Source organism: Parasphingorhabdus sp. DH2-15, assembly GCF_051668705.1.
Lineage (GTDB): Bacteria > Pseudomonadota > Alphaproteobacteria > Sphingomonadales > Sphingomonadaceae > Alterisphingorhabdus.
On record NZ_CP196351.1, the window covers coordinates 1,135,176 to 1,150,021 of the forward strand.

A 14,846-nucleotide genomic window follows, 5' to 3' on the forward strand; every position below is an offset into this window, starting at 1 on the left:
GAGAAATGTGTCAGACTTTAAGAATGGGACAAAGGTGTCGCAAAGGACAATGGAATGAAAAAGTGTTTGGTTGTGGATGATAGCAAGGTCATCCGAAAGGTCGCTCGCCATATATTGGAAGCACTGGAATATGATGTGGATGAAGCCGCCGACGGCGAGCAAGCCCTGCATTACTGCCAAGAAACCATGCCAGACGTGGTGCTGCTAGATTGGAACATGCCAGTGATGAGCGGAATTGATTTTCTGCGGGCATTGCGGACAATAGAAGGGGGCCAGGGACCAAGGGTCATCTTCTGCACAACCGAAAATGGGCGTAGCCACATTGAAGCTGCAATTGAGGCTGGCGCTAATGAATATGTCATGAAACCTTTTGACCGGGAAACTCTGGAAACTAAGCTCCAACTCGCTGGGGCTGAATAATCCATGCATCACGACCGACAAGGTTTTTCAGACAGAAACCCCGAAGACAATAGCGAATCCTTGAAGATTGTTCTGATTGACGACAGCAATGTTGTGCGTGCGGTCTTGGAACGCATATTGTCAGCTTCTCCTAAATTTACCGTGGTCGCCTCTGCCGCTAGCGCGCAAGACGCTATGGCCTATTTGGCTAAGAATGAAGCCGATATCATCATTCTTGATATTGAAATGCCGACCGGCAATGGCCTTGATGCGATGCCAGAACTGTTAGCGATTTCAGATGCACGCATATTGGTATTGTCATCCTTGGCTGAGCCAGGCGGTGTTGCTGCGGTGCGAGCGTTGACATTGGGCGCGTGTGATACTTTGGCTAAACCTGGCCGTTCTAGCTTTGGTGGTCAATTCGCGACTATTTTGCATGACAAGCTAGTTGGCTTGGGGCGCTCTGTTGCTCGCGAACTTGTACCAGCAGGCCCCGTTATTATGCGGGATTATGATTATAGCAATAATGTCGTAAACTGCATCGCCATAGGCTCTTCAACCGGCGGTATTCCCGCAATGCAGGAGTTTTTTGCGGCTTTGGATGCGCATATCGATGTGCCAATATTTCTGACACAGCATCTGCCGGCAAGTTTCTTACCATTTTTGGTCAGTCAGCTGGGCGAAATTGTATCGCGCAAAGTGTTTTTGGCACAGGATGGTCAGCGCTGTGAGCATGGATGTATTTATATCGCTCCATCATCTGGCCATTTGCAAATCGCGGGCAGCGGCAAAGATAAGAAAATTCATATCTGTCCGGAGACAAATGGCCGCTACATGCCTTCTGTCGACCCTATGTTCAGCTCAGTTGCCAAACATTATGGCAAGAATGCAATTGCGATTGTGTTGAGCGGCATGGGACGCGACGGATTGCTGGGCACAGAAGAAATCGCTGAGCGTGGCGGTCATGTCTATGCGCAAGACCCTGCAAGCTCCGTAGTATGGGGCATGCCCGGTGTCGTTTCGCGGTCGGGGCTGGCCTCTGCGATTTTGCCGCCGGCCGATATTGGCCAGCATATTTCCCATCATTATGTCACTAGCAAATCTTTGGAGAGCGCAGCATGAATGAAGAGAGTCTCAGCGCGCCTGCATCAAAGATATTGGCAGGATTGTTAGAGGCCAGAACGGGTCAGGTCATTTCCGCAAATCGGTTTTGGCGTATAGAGACCGCTTTGAAACCTATCATGCGCGAATATGATATTCCCGATTTGGATGCGCTTGTTGCCGTGCTTCTCTCGGTTGAAAGTGATGATTTGCAGCGTGAAGTCATCGATGCCATGCTGAACAATGAAAGCAGCTTCTTTCGTGATACGATGATGTTTTCTTTGCTCCAAAGGCAGGTGATACCGCATATCGCGAAAGAACGGGCCAGTAGCAAAAAGCTCCGCATATGGTCTTCTGGCTGCTCGACGGGGCAAGAGCCTTATTCATTGGCCATGATGTTTGCTGAAGAAAGCTTCAAATGGAAAGATTGGGACATCGAAATCGTTGCGACGGACATTTCGCAAGATGCGCTTAACTATGCCCGCAAAGGCGTTTATAGCCAGTTTGAAATCCAACGTGGCCTCTCTGTTGAGCGTATGTTGCGCTATTTCAAGCAAGTTGGTTCAACATGGTCAATTAAAGATGATGTGCGATCCATGGTGAGGTTTCGTCAGGATAATTTGCTGAGAAGTTCATCCGATCTGCGCAATTTTGATCTGGTGCTTTGCCGCAATGTGGTGATGTATTTCTCTCCCGAAGCACGGCATCAGGCATATCACCGCTTGGCCCAGGCTTTGCATCCGGGCGGTTTCATGATGCTGGGGGCCGCCGAAACCGTGATCGGATATGATACGGAATTTAGCGTGAGCAAAGATTTCCGTGGCTGTTATGAGCGCCGCCCTGCTGGCGAGCCGCTTGCTATAAGAGCTTAGGCGATTTAAGGCTTTCCAATATTCGGGAGAGCAATATGGCCATATCTGGCTCATCATTGGCAAATATCATAACGCCATCACCCAATTTTGATGAGCGCACATTACCGGTCACCATGCTGATCATGCATTATACCGGTATGCAGGATGGTCCTTCGGCGATTGATTGGCTCGCCAATCCAGAGGCAAAAGTCTCGGCCCATTATGTTGTTACCGAAGACGGTCAAATCATCTTGATGGTCGATGAAGAAAAGCGGGCCTGGCATGCAGGGCGTTCTTTCTGGCGCGGTATCACCAATGTTAACAGCGCGAGCATTGGCATAGAGATTATCAATCCGGGCCATGAATGGGGTTATCGGCCTTTCCCAGAGGAACAAATGCGCGCCGTGCATCAGCTTGCCAGCGATATTGTTCAGCGTTATTCCATCCAATCCTATAATGTTGTCGGGCATAGCGATATAGCGCCTGCGCGCAAGATGGACCCTGGTGAATTGTTTGACTGGCCACGTCTAGGCAAGTCTGGATTGGCTTTGCAGGTTCCCAATGGACGGCTGGTTGATCCATATTGGACAGATGGCGCATTTTTGCTTGCGCTGGAGCGTCTTGGCTATGCCATTGATGATGAGACAGCTGCGGTGCGCGCATTTCAACGCCGTTTCCGTCCATCCAATATTGATGGCATTATCGATGGTGAATGTAGAGCGCTTCTTTTCGCCTTATTGCTGGAAATTCCGGAATGGTCTGCTAAGCAGAACTAGCCAGAGGGTTGGACAGCCGCGCGTTATTGTATTGTGCAGTAGCGGGAGGAAAGTCCGGGCTCCACGAAACAAAGATGCCGGATAACGTCCGGCGGTCACCGGTTCTCCGGCGATTAGGGACAGTGCAACAGAAAGTAGGTCGCGTTAGGGGGTAACCCCGAACATTTTGATGGCGTGACATTGAAAGGGTGCGGTAAGAGCGCACCGCATGCGCCAGCAATGGCCATGGCACGGTAAACCCCATCTGGAGCAAGACCAAATAGGGACGACATAGATATGTCCGCATATCGGACCTGTTTCGGGTTTCGTCGTCCGGGTTGGTTGCTAGACCATATCAGCAATGATGTGGCGAGATGAATGGCTGTCAAATCCATGAAAATGGAGGAACAGAACCCGGCTTATAGACCCTCTGGCATTTTATGAATATTATCTATTATTGATCTAAATCGGCCCCAGAACTGGCCCTAAAATGGCACGGGCCGCGTGTTGTCAGGCAGTTTGTGTAATCGCAGATGCTTCACCATTGGCAACCATAAGGTCTGTAGGGGCATCATAAGTAGATATGGCAAAGCCCACCATCATCATGACGGATAAAAATGCTGACAGGGTAAGTTGCTTACTCATATTGGGGCCTTAGAACCAAATTGTTGATTTTATGTTGCAACGCACAATTAGCAGTCTGGTTCCACGCTACAACATGTCTTCGGCAAAAAGACTTTATGGTGACCAACACCCTTTAAGCATCTGCAAACAGCATGGATAGGTGCTGCAAAGGTGCATTGCGAAAACCGCCCGCAACAGATATATTTCTGATTGTAAAATATGGTGAGGGAGAAGCAGCATGTTGAGTTTTGTGGCATCAGCGCGTCATATGATAGCCGTTTTGGCGACCATATGTGTTACATTCGTCTCGGCAACAGCGATAGCGCAGATTACACCTACGGTCTCTACGAGTTCTGCCATTGATGATAGCGTAACGCGCATATTGTTAGAGCCACGTTGCGGGGCGGGCAATGACCCTAGACGTGTCGCTCTCATCATTGGCAATGGTGATTATCCAGAGCTTGATTGGCCCAAACTGGCCAATGCAGCCAATGATCTTGCGCAGCTTTGCGAGTCCTTTGCTAAGGTCGGGTTTCGTGTCTTTGCTATAGAACATGCCGATGTCGCGACTTTGCGCCAAGCGGCGGAAGATTTTGGCATGGCAGCGCAATCAGCGCAGACGGCTTTGGTCTATTATTCTGGGCACGGCTTTGAATATGCTGGTAACAATTATCTCGTTCCAGTGGACGCACCACCACTGGCCAGCAAAGGCGAGCTTGAGACACTTTTTCTACCCATGTCTGTCTTAACCCAAGCGGCCAATCGCGCATCGGGCGAGGCTTTGTTCTTTCTGGATGCTTGCCGTAGTCTGGACCCTGTTGTGCAGTTAAGTGATATCGACCCTAATGGTCAGAATGGCAATGTCGGTAATTTAGGGTTGTTGGAGCTGGATCGTAGCGTAGTTTTCTATGCAACCGCCAAAGGCAGCCCGGCTTTTGACGAAGCACCAGAAGGTGCAACAATCAGCCCATTTGCCCGGGCAGTGTCAGAACGGGTTGCCACACCAGGATTAGAGCTGTCATATTTCTTCCGTGCTGTCGGGCAAGATGTTGTGCAATTGACCGAAGGTATGGACCCGTCGCGCCAATATCCTTTTCCTTATGGCCAATTATATGAGGATTTTTTCTTTGTCCCGCCAACGCCCATTGCTGAACCTGCTATCGGTATAGATGGATTGACCGGAAGTTTTCCGCCACAGTCTATATCACCTGCATTTAATCAATATCTTGATAGTCTGACGCTTGATTATCTGGGCATCACAGATGAGCCATTAATTGTGGGCGCATTACTTAAGGACTTTACGGCAGACGATGTTAGGCAAGCAGCAGAGGCTGGCAATGCCGTCGCGCAATATCTGTTTGGCTATATGTTGGAATTTGGCGCTGGCGTGAAAAAAGATGTGCCGGGCGCAAAGAAATGGCTGGATCTGGCAGCGGCGCAAAACCACCCGGCTGCTATGCTGGAATTGGGTTATTGGATTATACAATATGATCGAAGCCCAGGTTATCAGGACCGCGCAGTTAACCTGTTTCAGCGGTCTGCTGACACTGGTTTCGCCAAAGGAAACTCCTTCATGGGGACGTTATATTGGGACGGTAATTTTGTCCCGCAAGATAAGCAATTGGCGTTAAAGCTATTGCGAGATGCGGCAGATAAAGGCCATCCTTACGCCATATATGCGGCTGGTTTTTATGGTGATGAATTTGATCGAGCCGATGGTGAATTGCGCGAATTGATCGCCAAGGGCAATGATGAAGGGCATGCGTGGCTGTGTGAGTTGTATTTCTTTAAGGATAGAGCAGGAGAGGCTGCGCAAAACTGCCTCATCGCCAGCAAAGCAGGCTTTGCGCAAGCACGTGCAATATGGAGCGAGATGAAGTTTTTAGGCAATGGCGTGGCAGTGGATCACGCTGTGGCAAGGCATTGGATGAAGCTGGCCGTTGCACAAAATGAACTGCCTGCAAGCCGCCGTGCACGAATTTTAAGCATCGCATCTGGATTTCCTGAGCGCAACTGACTAGGTCAGCAGCATGGCAGGAGCAAGACGATCAACCGATTGGGGATTTCCGCGGTGGCGCGGCTATGGTTCATCACGCGATGCGCAGACAGTGCGCTTGTGTGACAGGCATGGCTGTGAAGAACGCGGCGATTGCCCCGCACCCAAATCACCGAACAGTCCAGAGCGCTGGTATTTTTGCGAAAAACATGCTGCAGAATATAATCGCGGCTGGGATTATTTTGAAGGTCTGAGCAAAGAAGAGGCTGCTGCACGGGCAAAAGCGGAGCAATCAGAAACAAGCGGATATAAGGAATCTGTTCATCATCAATGGGCCGGCTCAGGTGATGGTACGCGGTCCGCTGATGAATTGCGAGCGCTTGATGTGCTCGGTCTGGAAGTGGATGCCGATCTGGAAGCCATTAAAAAGGCATATCGGTTGCTTGCTAAGCAAAACCATCCAGACACGAATCCCGATGATAAAGACGCTGCACAGCGCTTTCAGGCGATCCAGCTTAGCTATCAAGTGCTAAAATCTGCGGCAGAACGCCGCGAGTGGAAGCCTGTCTAATTTTGTCTTTTGATGGTTGGAAAAGGCTATCCGCTAGCGGCGTAACGCTGAGCAGTTTCACGTATCAAGGCAATCATGTTGGGAATGCCTTGGGTGCGGTTTGAGGAGAGCTGGCTTTTGAGATCAAAAGGCGCAAGCGCATCTTCTATATCGCAATCAATAATCTCTTGAGCTGATTTGTGCTGCACCGTTAGCAGTACCAAAGCGATAATGCCTTTGGTGATGGCGGCATTGCTATCAGCGAAGAAATGCAAGCCAGTGCCATCTGTTTTGGATGGATATACCCACACAGAAGCTGAACATCCACGAACCAATGTTGCATCGGTCTTTAGAGCATCTGGCATGGGTTCAAGTTTACGGCCCAATTCAATCAAAAGGCGATAGCGCTCATCGCCATCAAGGAATTCATATTCCTCATATATGTCATCAATAGCGGGAAGATCGTTATGGGCGGGTATATCTGTCATTCCGGCGATATAGGGTGGCGGGGGCGGACCCGCAAACATTATCATTCCTGCTCATTGAGTGAGCTGTCCTCTTGGCCAAGTATCCGCGTCTAGTCTGTATAATAAACAGGCGTGGCAGACGCTGTGTTTAGAGATCAACGCCTGCGGCAATAGCTTCCAGCTTACGCAGTCTTTCTTTCAAATCCGCCAATTCTATGCGGGCATTGGCATTATGTGCTGACCCTTGGCCGCCAGCATTGGCTGTGCTTTGCACATAGCTCAATTCGCTCTGCTTGTAGTTGATCCAGTCGCGCCATAGCCTTATTATGGTTGCGGATATGATTGCCACAGCCAACAGACTTGCGGCAGCGATGGTCAAGATAATCATAGGTTCCTGCATTTTGAAAATCCTTTGTCGATTGTGGCAGCTTGGTCCTTAGCGGCTGCGCAAATCTTCAATTTCCCTTGCCAATTCACGTGAGCCGCGATCATCGGTTATAACGCGCTCCAAAACCGCGATACGCTCGTTCAACTTCTTCACTTCGCTTTGCAACGCTTTGGTTTCAAATGTTGATTCCGGATTGGTTGACGCGACAGCATTGCCGTCTTTGTCTTCCAAAATTCCGTGTTGGGCGCGATAGCGAGAGCGCAAAACACTGGCGATTGAGACGATAAGAACAATACCGATTACCATTTCAAACGGGTTCATAATTCTGGTCTTCCCTCTTATTTGTTATGCAATATTCATTTTAGTTTAGCGGCTTGTCACGCAGATCTTCTATCTGTTGCGACACCTCAAAACCTTTATCTGTAATGATGCGTTCAAGCACTCGCATTCTTTGCTCCAGCCTTTCGGTCTGCGCTGCATAGCGAGCCGCTTTTTCAGCGGTTTCGCTGTTGAGCGCTTCAATCTGCTTTTCTTTAATTTGCAGCCATTTGTTCACTGTCGCTGCTACGATGGCAACAATCGGAATGGATACGCCCAAAATCGGTATCAGCAGTGCAAAATTCATAATGGTTCCCCCTCTATATTATTTCACTTCTTTAGTGCGCTTGTCTCTCAATGCCTCTATTTCATGGGTCAATTGATGGCTGCTATCGGTGACGATACGTTCGACGTTGACCAGCCTGTCTTTGACGGCGCCCAATTCAGCTTGAAGCTGTGCGTTTTCCTGTGTCAGCAAAGAGATGCGCTGTGCGGCCTCTTTATCTGTTTTAGGATAGACGGCCTGGCCCCATGCACCATCCAAAGGATAGCCATTTTTGATCCGTAGCCATGTGGTCGCGACCCAACCCGCAACGCCAATACTGACGATAAGCGCAATAAAAGGAAAAATGGTTCGAATAACTTCTATTTTGCTGGCGTCCATCTTCAGGTCCTCAATTTTTCAATTTGATCAGACAGCTTAGCGCTGCTGCTTTGTTTGTCTGTTGCGATTCGCTCCAGATTGGCGATGCGGTCGTGCATGATAGAAACATGATCTGTCAGCAGGCGGTTCTCATCTGTTAAAGCGGCAATTTTACGACCGGCTATATTCTCTGTTTCGGCGATCTTTTCTTTATAAGCGATCCACCGATCAAAAATGCCCCATGCCGCGCAACCCAAGGCAATTGCTGCTATGCCGATACCTATGAACATCGTTTCCATCCTAACAAACCTTACCTCAGCTTTTCGATCTCATCAGAAAGTCGCGCACTGCTGCTCTCTCTATCGGTCGCAATACGCTCCAGCACTGCAAGCCGTTCTTCGAGACGTCCTATTTTGCCATTGAGCTGCTCATTCTCATTGGTCAGCAATTCAACTTTTCGCGTTGCGTCCAAGCCATTCTTTTCGGTCTTGCCGCCCCATTCATCTTCCAAGGAATAGCCATGTTTGGCGCGGATCCAGTTGTTGACCAACCAACCGACTGTGCTGACAGCGATAATGGCGATGACAAAAAACGGGCTTCCCCAACTCATAATATGTCCTTTTCAAATAACGAATATATCAGCGTAGCCGTTCAATCTCATCTGAGAGCTGGCGATTGTTGCTGGTGTAATACAGTTCCACATCGGCTAACCGACGATCAATTTCGCGAAAGCGGGATTTGACATCACGTGCTGTACGGCGCGGTGATTGGCGTACACCTTGCCAGAATTTTTGTTCTTCGCGGTCAATGTAAAGATTAGACGGCTTTTTTGGCGAGAAAATGGTCAGGCCAACATAGGCCAAAAAGGTGATGCCTTGCGACATGAAGAATGACAGAAACATGCCCAGTCTGACCCAAGTAACGTCAATACCGGTATAATCCGCTATACCTGAGCATACGCCTGACAATTTTCCATTTTGCTTATCACGGTAAAATTTGGTGCGGCGGGTCATTTTTTGCTCCTTTCAGCAAGAAAGCGGTCAATTTGTTCAAGGGCGGGGTCCATGGTGTCCTCCGGACTGGTCAGTCGCGCCGGACGCCAATCAGGATCATCAGCTTTTATAATCCGCTCAACATTGTCCATGCGGTCATCCAGCCTTTTGGCCATGAGATATAGCTCTTCAAGCAAGCCTTCATCTTCATTGGTCAAAGTTGCCGATGTTTTCCATTTCGTAACATAGTGGAAGATGATCCACGGCAGCCCAATGAACAGCATCCCTACGATGACGATGGGCACAAGAATGTCTTCCACGAATTACTCCCCTTTTTTCAGTGCTTTTTTCATTTCTTCCAGCTCTTCATCGACTTTATCGTTCGATTCGAGCGCGGTAATCTGGTCTTCAAGGCTAGGCGGCCCTGAATGCCCAATGGCAAGCGCATCGGCCTGGCCTTCTGCAAGGTCTGCGCGGCGTTCCAGCAGGTCGAAGCGTGAAAATGCCTCTTTGACCTTATCGCCTTGATACATGGTTTTCAGCTTGATGCGGTTTTCAGCGCTTTCAAGCCGTGACATGATGGTGTTTTGACGGCTGCGGGCTTCGCGCAATTTGTTCTGCAAATTGGCAATATCCTGCTCTGATGCACGCAGTGCGTCATCAAGCACAGCAATCTCATGGTTAAGTTGATCAGCCATATCCCGAGCTTTCTTCTTTTCTACTAATGCTGCACGGGCCAGATCTTCGCGATCTTTTGACAGAGCAAGTTGGGCTTTATCGCCCCAATCGACCTGCAAAACTTCCAATTTATCAATATGGCGGCGCATTTCTTTCTGGTCGGCAATGGTACGCGCTGCAGACGCCCGGACTTCCACCAATGTTTCCTCCATTTCGAGGATGATCATGCGGATCATTTTGGCCGGGTCTTCGGCCTTATCCAGCATGTCTGTAACATTGGCGGCGATAATATCGCGGGTTCTTGAAAAAATTCCCATTAAGATACTCCTGAAAAATTCATGTGGCGGCCGGAATGGGGCAAGGGGTTAAACATTCCGACCGCCGCTCTTTCTGTCAATCAATATAACGGACAGAAAAAACTTGTGCTACGCTGGCTGCGGTTTCAGCATGTTCGGCATTGGCGTTGCTGCTTCCCGAGGTGAAGGAGCCTATGATGGGGCCCATACCGCTAATGTAGAGGGTGGCAAGCAACATGGCCGGTGCAACTATCCAACCCAAAATGGTTGTGCCATTTGCATTGTCTTTTGCATCAGAATTGCTGTCTTCAAACTGTGCCATATTGTCCTCCTGCATTATTCCTAACTCGGAATACACTAAGCATGAGGTGTGCCAGAAATTGTAAAATACTGAAAAATAATAATAAATTCTATATCCGGTATATTCGATATTGACTTTATTACTACATGTTGGTAATTTCCACTACAAGTTAGCGGTGTGTGCGAACTGCAATATACCATTGTAAAAAGGATGGCATCTTTTGGAGCGTACCAATCAATTTATTGGAGAGTCAGGAGCTTTTTTGGATGCCGTTGAACGTGCCAGTCGTGCCGCCCATCTTGATCGTCCTGTTTTGGTTATTGGTGAGCGCGGTACAGGCAAAGAGCTAATCGCTGAACGCTTGCACCGTTTGAGCCAGCGTTGGGATGGTCCGCTTGTTACCATGAACTGCGCAGCTTTGCCGGAGACTCTCATAGAGGCAGAACTTTTTGGCCATGAGGCAGGAGCATTTACCGGCGCAACAAAGGCACGGCAGGGGCGGTTTGAAGAGGCCGATGGCGGCACATTGTTTCTGGATGAGCTTGGCACTTTGTCCATGGCGGCGCAGGAGCGTTTACTGCGGGCTGTTGAATATGGTGAGGTCACACGCATTGGGGCGTCGCGTCCAGTGCGCGTTGATGTCCGGATTGTTGGTGCAACCAACGAATATCTGCCTGCCATGGTTGAGAGGAATGACTTTCGTGCTGATCTGCTCGACCGCCTGTGTTTTGAAGTCGTAACCTTGCCACCCCTGCGCGCGCGTGATGGAGATGTCCCAGTATTGGCAGAGTATTTCGGACGGCGTATGGCAACCGAATTGGAATGGGATAGCTGGCCCGGCTTTGGTGACCTGGCAGTTGCCGCCATGCAGCGATATAGCTGGCCTGGTAATGTGCGAGAATTGCGCAATGTGGTTGAGCGGGCGATTTATAGATGGGATGATTCTACGCGGCCAGTAGACCATATCGTCTTTGATCCTTTTGAATCACCGTGGAAGTTTAGTGGGGAGTCCACATCCTCTGCTAAAGAGAAGTCCGTCCCAAAAGAAGCAATTGCGTCAGAGGTTTTGTCGCCAGAAACCAAAGGAGATGCAGCGCAAATGCTCAAATCTTCGACTGAAGATATGGCGCTCTCTATAAATTATGAGGCCGTTAGCTGTTTGAAATCAGCAGTGGAAAGCCATGAGCGCAAAATATTGGAACATATGCTGGCGCGACATCGTTATAATCAGAGGCAAACGGCCAAAGCATTGAACCTTAGCTATGATCAGTTGCGCCATGCGCTGAAGAAGCATGATCTGCTAGGTTAGTCATTTTGTGATATAGGCGCAGCAATTAAAGGTGAGTGCAAAGCATGTATAGAATATGATTGCATAAACAGGCTTCCTGGATTATATAATGCCCATCCCGAAATGGTTAGTGAGCGGAGCCGGCTTTTGCCGGGCCGATCAGCTTTGCCATTTCTAGACCAAATATGCTGAGTGCGATATGCGCCAGCTACAGGAGAAGCAGTGAGCAATATCGCCGACCTAGAAGCATTAATCGCGCCAGAGGCTGAGGCTTTGGGCTTTGCGCTTGTGCGTGTGAAGTTCATAGGTTCTGGTGAGGATTATAGCTTGCAGGTTATGGCTGAGCGTCCGGACACGCGCCAGCTCAATATCTCTGACTGCGCGGCATTGTCGCGGCGCATTTCAGAAAAGTTTGATGCGCTGGAAGAGGCGGGTAACGACCCTGTTGATGAGCCTTATCGACTGGAAGTAAGCTCGCCAGGCATTGACCGTCCTTTGACGCGGCTTGCTGACTTTGCTGATTGGTCCGGCTATGAGGCGCGTTTGAAACTTGCTGAACCACAAGATGGTCGCAAGATCTTGGTTGGCATTTTGGGCGGGGTCGAAGGTGAGGGGCCTGACGCTCTGATTCTGGTCGAAGATAAGAAAATTGGGTCGCAGAAAACGGCCTTTAACAATATACTCACCGCAAAACTGGTCTTGACCGATGCGTTGATTGCCGCCACTGCTCCACTCGTCGTTGATGATGGCGAACATGAGCTTGAAATTGACGATACACCTGAAGAAGAAAGTGACTGACAATTATGGCCGATGCCATTTCTGCCAATAAAGCCGAATTGCTGGCGATTGCAAACTCCGTTTCTACGGAGAAAATGATTGATAAATCAGTGGTTATTGAAGCCATTGAAGAAGCGATTCAGCGTGCTGCCCGCGCCCGTTATGGCGCCGAGAACGACATTCGGGCAAAGCTCGATGGCGAAACAGGCGATTTGCGTCTGTGGCGTGTTGTTGAAGTGGTCGAGGAAGTTGACGACTATTTCAAGCAGGTGGACCTGAAGGGCGCGCAAAAATTGCAAGCCGATGCGTCCGTTGGCGATTTCATCATTGATCCGCTGCCCGGCGTCGATTTGGGCCGTATTGATGCGCAGGCCGCAAAACAGGTTATCTTCCAAAAGGTCCGCGACGCAGAACGCGAGCGGCAATATGATGAATTTAAAGACCGTGCAGGTGAGATTATCACTGGCGTGGTTAAATCGGTTGAGTTTGGCCATGTCGTGGTCAATCTGGGCCGTGCAGATGGTGTTATCCGCCGCGACCAGCAAATTCCGCGTGAAGTTGCGCGTGTTGGCGATCGTGTCCGTGCATTGATAATGAAGGTTGTTCGCGAAAATCGCGGTCATCAGATTTACCTGTCACGTGCGCACCCTGATTTCATGCGCAAATTGTTCATGCAGGAAGTGCCGGAAATTTACGATGGTATTATCGAGATTAAAGCGGCGGCTCGTGATCCGGGAAGTCGTGCGAAAATCGGTGTTATCAGCCATGATGGATCGATTGATCCGGTCGGCGCTTGCGTTGGTATGAAGGGTAGCCGTGTTCAGGCCGTTGTTCAGGAGATGCAGGGCGAGAAGATTGATATTATCCCTTGGTCTGAAGATACTGCGACCTTTATCGTCAATGCTTTGCAGCCTGCGACTGTAAGCCGCGTTGTGCTTGATGAAGAAGAAGGCCGCATTGAAGTGGTCGTTCCTGATGACCAGCTTTCGCTGGCCATTGGCCGCCGCGGACAAAATGTGCGTCTGGCGTCTCAACTGACTGACTCTGCCATTGATATTATGACCGAGGCAGATGCGAGCGAGAAACGTCAGCGTGAATTTAGCGAACGTTCAGCAATGTTTGAATCAGAACTGGATGTCGATGAAACATTGTCACAGCTTCTGGTGGCGGAAGGCTTTAGCGAGCTTGAAGAAGTTGCTTATGTCGCTGCGGACGAAATTTCCAGCATTGAAGGCTTTGATGAAGAGCTGGCTGAAGAGTTGCAAAACCGCGCAAAAGAAGCGCTGGACCGCAAAGAATCTGCTGCGCGTGAAGCTCGTCAGGCTCTGGGTGTGGAAGATGCGATCGCTGAGATGCCGCACCTGACCGAGCAAATGTTGCTGACTCTGGGTGAAGCGCAGATCAAAACGCTTGATGACCTTGCAGATCTGGCGACAGATGAGCTGATTGCCAAAAAACGCAGTGATCCACGTCGCCGTGACAAGCGTGCCGAGGATAAAGGCGGTATATTGGCCGAATATGGGCTGAGCGAAGAGCAGGGCAATGAGATTATCATGGCTGCTCGTGCGCATTGGTTTGAAGACGAAGATGACGCTGCTCCGGAAGCTGCGGCTGATCCGTCCGATGGGGAGGTCGCAGATGCGGAAAGCCCCCAATGACAAACATATTGCGGTAAGGCGCTGTATATTGACCGGCGGGCAAATGGATAGCCGCCGGTTGATACGACTTGCTTTAGGCCCGGACGGCATAGTCGCTCCGGATGTACGCTCACGCGCGCCCGGGCGCGGTGCATGGGTTGGTGTCACGCGGGATGAGCTGGACGCAGCAGTCGCAAAAGGGCAGTTGCTGGGTAAGCTGAAATCTGTTTTGAAAACGACTGATATTGCTTTTCCGAATAATCTGCCACAGGCCGTTGATGACGCTCTGGCGAGTGAATTGCTTCAGCGTCTGGGCCTTGAAGCAAAGGCCAGTCAATTGATATCAGGCGCGGAAAAGGTCGAGACCGCTGCGCGTATGGGGAATGTTGCGCTGTTGCTCCATGCCGCTGACGCAGCTGAAAATGGTCGGCGCTCGCTTGATCAGGCTTGGCGCGTTGGTTCCGATGCAGAAGGCAGTTCGTTGCAGGGGCTGGTTTTGCCATTTGACCGCGATCAATTGTCATTGGCATTGGGACGCAGCAATTGCGTACATATAGCGATAATGGATGACCGAGCGGCAGCGCGAATAGGGCTATTCTTGTTTCGCTTGCTTGGTTTTAGAGGGGTTGATGTATCGGTTCTGACGGACCGTGTCTTTGGCAATGAGACTGCCCCTGAGATGACTATAGAAGAAGAACCGGCCGCTGCCTTGATATAGGGCGTTGGTCGCAGTGAGTTTTGATGGTCGTGCGCCATCATGATAGAAGATGAAAAAGGATTGAGTC

22 protein-coding genes and 1 other RNA gene are annotated in these 14,846 nt (G+C 49.9%); 11 read left to right on the plus strand and 12 right to left on the minus strand.

The annotated features are described in order from the left end of the window. Nucleotides 1–54: 54 nt before the first annotated feature. The 5 genes from ACR9YC_RS05260 (at nt 55) to rnpB (ending at nt 3,544) form a co-directional block, all read left to right on the plus strand. Entirely contained in the window at nt 55–420 is a 366-nt protein-coding gene (locus ACR9YC_RS05260) for a response regulator (protein WP_438730828.1), read from the plus strand. 3 nt (nt 421–423) lie between these two features. Further along, a complete protein-coding gene (locus ACR9YC_RS05265) occupies nt 424–1,521 on the plus strand; it encodes a chemotaxis protein CheB (protein ID WP_438730830.1) in 1,098 nt (365 codons plus the stop codon). Beyond that, nucleotides 1,518–2,372 (plus strand): CheR family methyltransferase, encoded by an 855-nt coding sequence (locus ACR9YC_RS05270; protein ID WP_438730833.1) that lies wholly within the window; start codon nt 1,518–1,520, stop codon nt 2,370–2,372. Before ACR9YC_RS05265 ends, ACR9YC_RS05270 begins: the two co-directional genes overlap by 4 nt. A gap of 35 nt (nt 2,373–2,407) precedes the next feature. Continuing rightward, nucleotides 2,408–3,127: an N-acetylmuramoyl-L-alanine amidase gene (locus ACR9YC_RS05275; RefSeq protein WP_438730836.1), complete on the plus strand. Its 720-nt coding sequence runs from the start codon at nt 2,408–2,410 to the stop codon at nt 3,125–3,127. Then, nucleotides 3,128–3,544, plus strand: an RNA gene (rnpB, locus tag ACR9YC_RS05280) — RNase P RNA component class A. Between the two features lie 72 nt (nt 3,545–3,616). On the opposite strand, the gene ACR9YC_RS05285 is transcribed toward rnpB, so the two are convergent. Next, nucleotides 3,617–3,751 (minus strand): hypothetical protein, encoded by a 135-nt coding sequence (locus ACR9YC_RS05285; protein ID WP_438730838.1) that lies wholly within the window; start codon nt 3,749–3,751, stop codon nt 3,617–3,619. A 217-nt stretch (nt 3,752–3,968) separates the two neighbouring features. On the opposite strand from ACR9YC_RS05285, the gene ACR9YC_RS05290 reads away from it, so the two are divergent. Both ACR9YC_RS05290 and ACR9YC_RS05295 read left to right on the plus strand, forming a co-directional pair. Continuing rightward, a complete protein-coding gene (locus ACR9YC_RS05290; protein ID WP_438730840.1) occupies nt 3,969–5,747 on the plus strand; it encodes a caspase family protein in 1,779 nt (592 codons plus the stop codon). 13 nt (nt 5,748–5,760) lie between these two features. Continuing rightward, on the plus strand, nt 5,761–6,297 hold the full coding sequence (locus ACR9YC_RS05295; RefSeq protein ID WP_438730842.1) for a J domain-containing protein: 537 nt from the start codon (nt 5,761–5,763) through the stop codon (nt 6,295–6,297). A gap of 26 nt (nt 6,298–6,323) precedes the next feature. Here the strand turns inward: ACR9YC_RS05295 and ACR9YC_RS05300 are convergent, their stop codons facing one another. From ACR9YC_RS05300 to ACR9YC_RS05350, 11 genes are all read right to left on the minus strand, one after another. Beyond that, entirely contained in the window at nt 6,324–6,764 is a 441-nt protein-coding gene (locus ACR9YC_RS05300; protein WP_438731608.1) for a SufE family protein, read from the minus strand. Nucleotides 6,765–6,891: 127 nt separating this feature from the next. Further along, a complete protein-coding gene (locus tag ACR9YC_RS05305) occupies nt 6,892–7,143 on the minus strand; it encodes a hypothetical protein (protein WP_438730845.1) in 252 nt (83 codons plus the stop codon). A 36-nt stretch (nt 7,144–7,179) separates the two neighbouring features. Next, nucleotides 7,180–7,452: a hypothetical protein gene (locus ACR9YC_RS05310; protein ID WP_438730848.1), complete on the minus strand. Its 273-nt coding sequence runs from the start codon at nt 7,450–7,452 to the stop codon at nt 7,180–7,182. Nucleotides 7,453–7,492: 40 nt separating this feature from the next. Beyond that, nucleotides 7,493–7,756: a hypothetical protein gene (locus ACR9YC_RS05315; RefSeq protein WP_438730850.1), complete on the minus strand. Its 264-nt coding sequence runs from the start codon at nt 7,754–7,756 to the stop codon at nt 7,493–7,495. Between the two features lie 18 nt (nt 7,757–7,774). Further along, the gene (locus tag ACR9YC_RS05320) at nt 7,775–8,113 is read right to left on the minus strand and encodes a hypothetical protein (protein WP_438730853.1); all 339 of its coding nucleotides are present in this window, start codon (nt 8,111–8,113) and stop codon (nt 7,775–7,777) included. A 2-nt stretch (nt 8,114–8,115) separates the two neighbouring features. Beyond that, nucleotides 8,116–8,391, minus strand: a complete 276-nt coding sequence (locus tag ACR9YC_RS05325) for a hypothetical protein (RefSeq protein ID WP_438730856.1) — start codon at nt 8,389–8,391, stop codon at nt 8,116–8,118. Between the two features lie 11 nt (nt 8,392–8,402). After that, a complete protein-coding gene (locus ACR9YC_RS05330; protein WP_438730858.1) occupies nt 8,403–8,702 on the minus strand; it encodes a hypothetical protein in 300 nt (99 codons plus the stop codon). 28 nt (nt 8,703–8,730) lie between these two features. Continuing rightward, nucleotides 8,731–9,105: an envelope stress response membrane protein PspC gene (gene pspC / locus ACR9YC_RS05335; RefSeq protein WP_438730861.1), complete on the minus strand. Its 375-nt coding sequence runs from the start codon at nt 9,103–9,105 to the stop codon at nt 8,731–8,733. Beyond that, complete coding sequence (pspB, locus tag ACR9YC_RS05340) at nt 9,102–9,404, minus strand: envelope stress response membrane protein PspB (protein WP_438730864.1); 303 nt, start codon at nt 9,402–9,404, stop codon at nt 9,102–9,104. Before pspB ends, pspC begins: the two co-directional genes overlap by 4 nt. A gap of 3 nt (nt 9,405–9,407) precedes the next feature. After that, nucleotides 9,408–10,079, minus strand: coding sequence for a phage shock protein PspA (gene pspA / locus ACR9YC_RS05345; RefSeq protein WP_438730866.1), 672 nt, complete (start codon nt 10,077–10,079; stop codon nt 9,408–9,410). A gap of 76 nt (nt 10,080–10,155) precedes the next feature. Continuing rightward, complete coding sequence (locus ACR9YC_RS05350) at nt 10,156–10,380, minus strand: hypothetical protein (protein WP_438730869.1); 225 nt, start codon at nt 10,378–10,380, stop codon at nt 10,156–10,158. A gap of 199 nt (nt 10,381–10,579) precedes the next feature. Between ACR9YC_RS05350 and pspF the strand changes: the two genes are divergently transcribed. From pspF to ACR9YC_RS05370, 4 genes are all read left to right on the plus strand, one after another. After that, nucleotides 10,580–11,668, plus strand: a complete 1,089-nt coding sequence (pspF, locus tag ACR9YC_RS05355) for a phage shock protein operon transcriptional activator (RefSeq protein WP_438730871.1) — start codon at nt 10,580–10,582, stop codon at nt 11,666–11,668. A 201-nt stretch (nt 11,669–11,869) separates the two neighbouring features. Then, complete coding sequence (rimP, locus tag ACR9YC_RS05360) at nt 11,870–12,445, plus strand: ribosome maturation protein RimP (RefSeq protein ID WP_438730873.1); 576 nt, start codon at nt 11,870–11,872, stop codon at nt 12,443–12,445. Between the two features lie 5 nt (nt 12,446–12,450). Next, nucleotides 12,451–14,082: a transcription termination factor NusA gene (nusA, locus tag ACR9YC_RS05365; RefSeq protein WP_438730876.1), complete on the plus strand. Its 1,632-nt coding sequence runs from the start codon at nt 12,451–12,453 to the stop codon at nt 14,080–14,082. Next, on the plus strand, nt 14,063–14,779 hold the full coding sequence (locus ACR9YC_RS05370; protein ID WP_438730878.1) for a DUF448 domain-containing protein: 717 nt from the start codon (nt 14,063–14,065) through the stop codon (nt 14,777–14,779). Before nusA ends, ACR9YC_RS05370 begins: the two co-directional genes overlap by 20 nt. The last annotated feature ends 67 nt before the right edge of the window (nt 14,780–14,846 follow it).

Coding starts and splice junctions, on each gene's coding strand:
- ACR9YC_RS05260 (WP_438730828.1), top strand. CDS start 55: ATGAAAAAGTGTTTGGTTGTGGATGATAGCAAGGTCATCCGAAAGGTC.
- ACR9YC_RS05265 (WP_438730830.1), top strand. CDS start 424: ATGCATCACGACCGACAAGGTTTTTCAGACAGAAACCCCGAAGACAAT.
- ACR9YC_RS05270 (WP_438730833.1), top strand. CDS start 1,518: ATGAATGAAGAGAGTCTCAGCGCGCCTGCATCAAAGATATTGGCAGGA.
- ACR9YC_RS05275 (WP_438730836.1), top strand. CDS start 2,408: ATGGCCATATCTGGCTCATCATTGGCAAATATCATAACGCCATCACCC.
- ACR9YC_RS05285 (WP_438730838.1), bottom strand. CDS start 3,751: ATGAGTAAGCAACTTACCCTGTCAGCATTTTTATCCGTCATGATGATG.
- ACR9YC_RS05290 (WP_438730840.1), top strand. CDS start 3,969: ATGTTGAGTTTTGTGGCATCAGCGCGTCATATGATAGCCGTTTTGGCG.
- ACR9YC_RS05295 (WP_438730842.1), top strand. CDS start 5,761: ATGGCAGGAGCAAGACGATCAACCGATTGGGGATTTCCGCGGTGGCGC.
- ACR9YC_RS05300 (WP_438731608.1), bottom strand. CDS start 6,764: ATGACAGATATACCCGCCCATAACGATCTTCCCGCTATTGATGACATA.
- ACR9YC_RS05305 (WP_438730845.1), bottom strand. CDS start 7,143: ATGCAGGAACCTATGATTATCTTGACCATCGCTGCCGCAAGTCTGTTG.
- ACR9YC_RS05310 (WP_438730848.1), bottom strand. CDS start 7,452: ATGAACCCGTTTGAAATGGTAATCGGTATTGTTCTTATCGTCTCAATC.
- ACR9YC_RS05315 (WP_438730850.1), bottom strand. CDS start 7,756: ATGAATTTTGCACTGCTGATACCGATTTTGGGCGTATCCATTCCGATT.
- ACR9YC_RS05320 (WP_438730853.1), bottom strand. CDS start 8,113: ATGGACGCCAGCAAAATAGAAGTTATTCGAACCATTTTTCCTTTTATT.
- ACR9YC_RS05325 (WP_438730856.1), bottom strand. CDS start 8,391: ATGGAAACGATGTTCATAGGTATCGGCATAGCAGCAATTGCCTTGGGT.
- ACR9YC_RS05330 (WP_438730858.1), bottom strand. CDS start 8,702: ATGAGTTGGGGAAGCCCGTTTTTTGTCATCGCCATTATCGCTGTCAGC.
- pspC (WP_438730861.1), bottom strand. CDS start 9,105: ATGACCCGCCGCACCAAATTTTACCGTGATAAGCAAAATGGAAAATTG.
- pspA (WP_438730866.1), bottom strand. CDS start 10,079: ATGGGAATTTTTTCAAGAACCCGCGATATTATCGCCGCCAATGTTACA.
- ACR9YC_RS05350 (WP_438730869.1), bottom strand. CDS start 10,380: ATGGCACAGTTTGAAGACAGCAATTCTGATGCAAAAGACAATGCAAAT.
- nusA (WP_438730876.1), top strand. CDS start 12,451: ATGGCCGATGCCATTTCTGCCAATAAAGCCGAATTGCTGGCGATTGCA.
- ACR9YC_RS05370 (WP_438730878.1), top strand. CDS start 14,063: ATGCGGAAAGCCCCCAATGACAAACATATTGCGGTAAGGCGCTGTATA.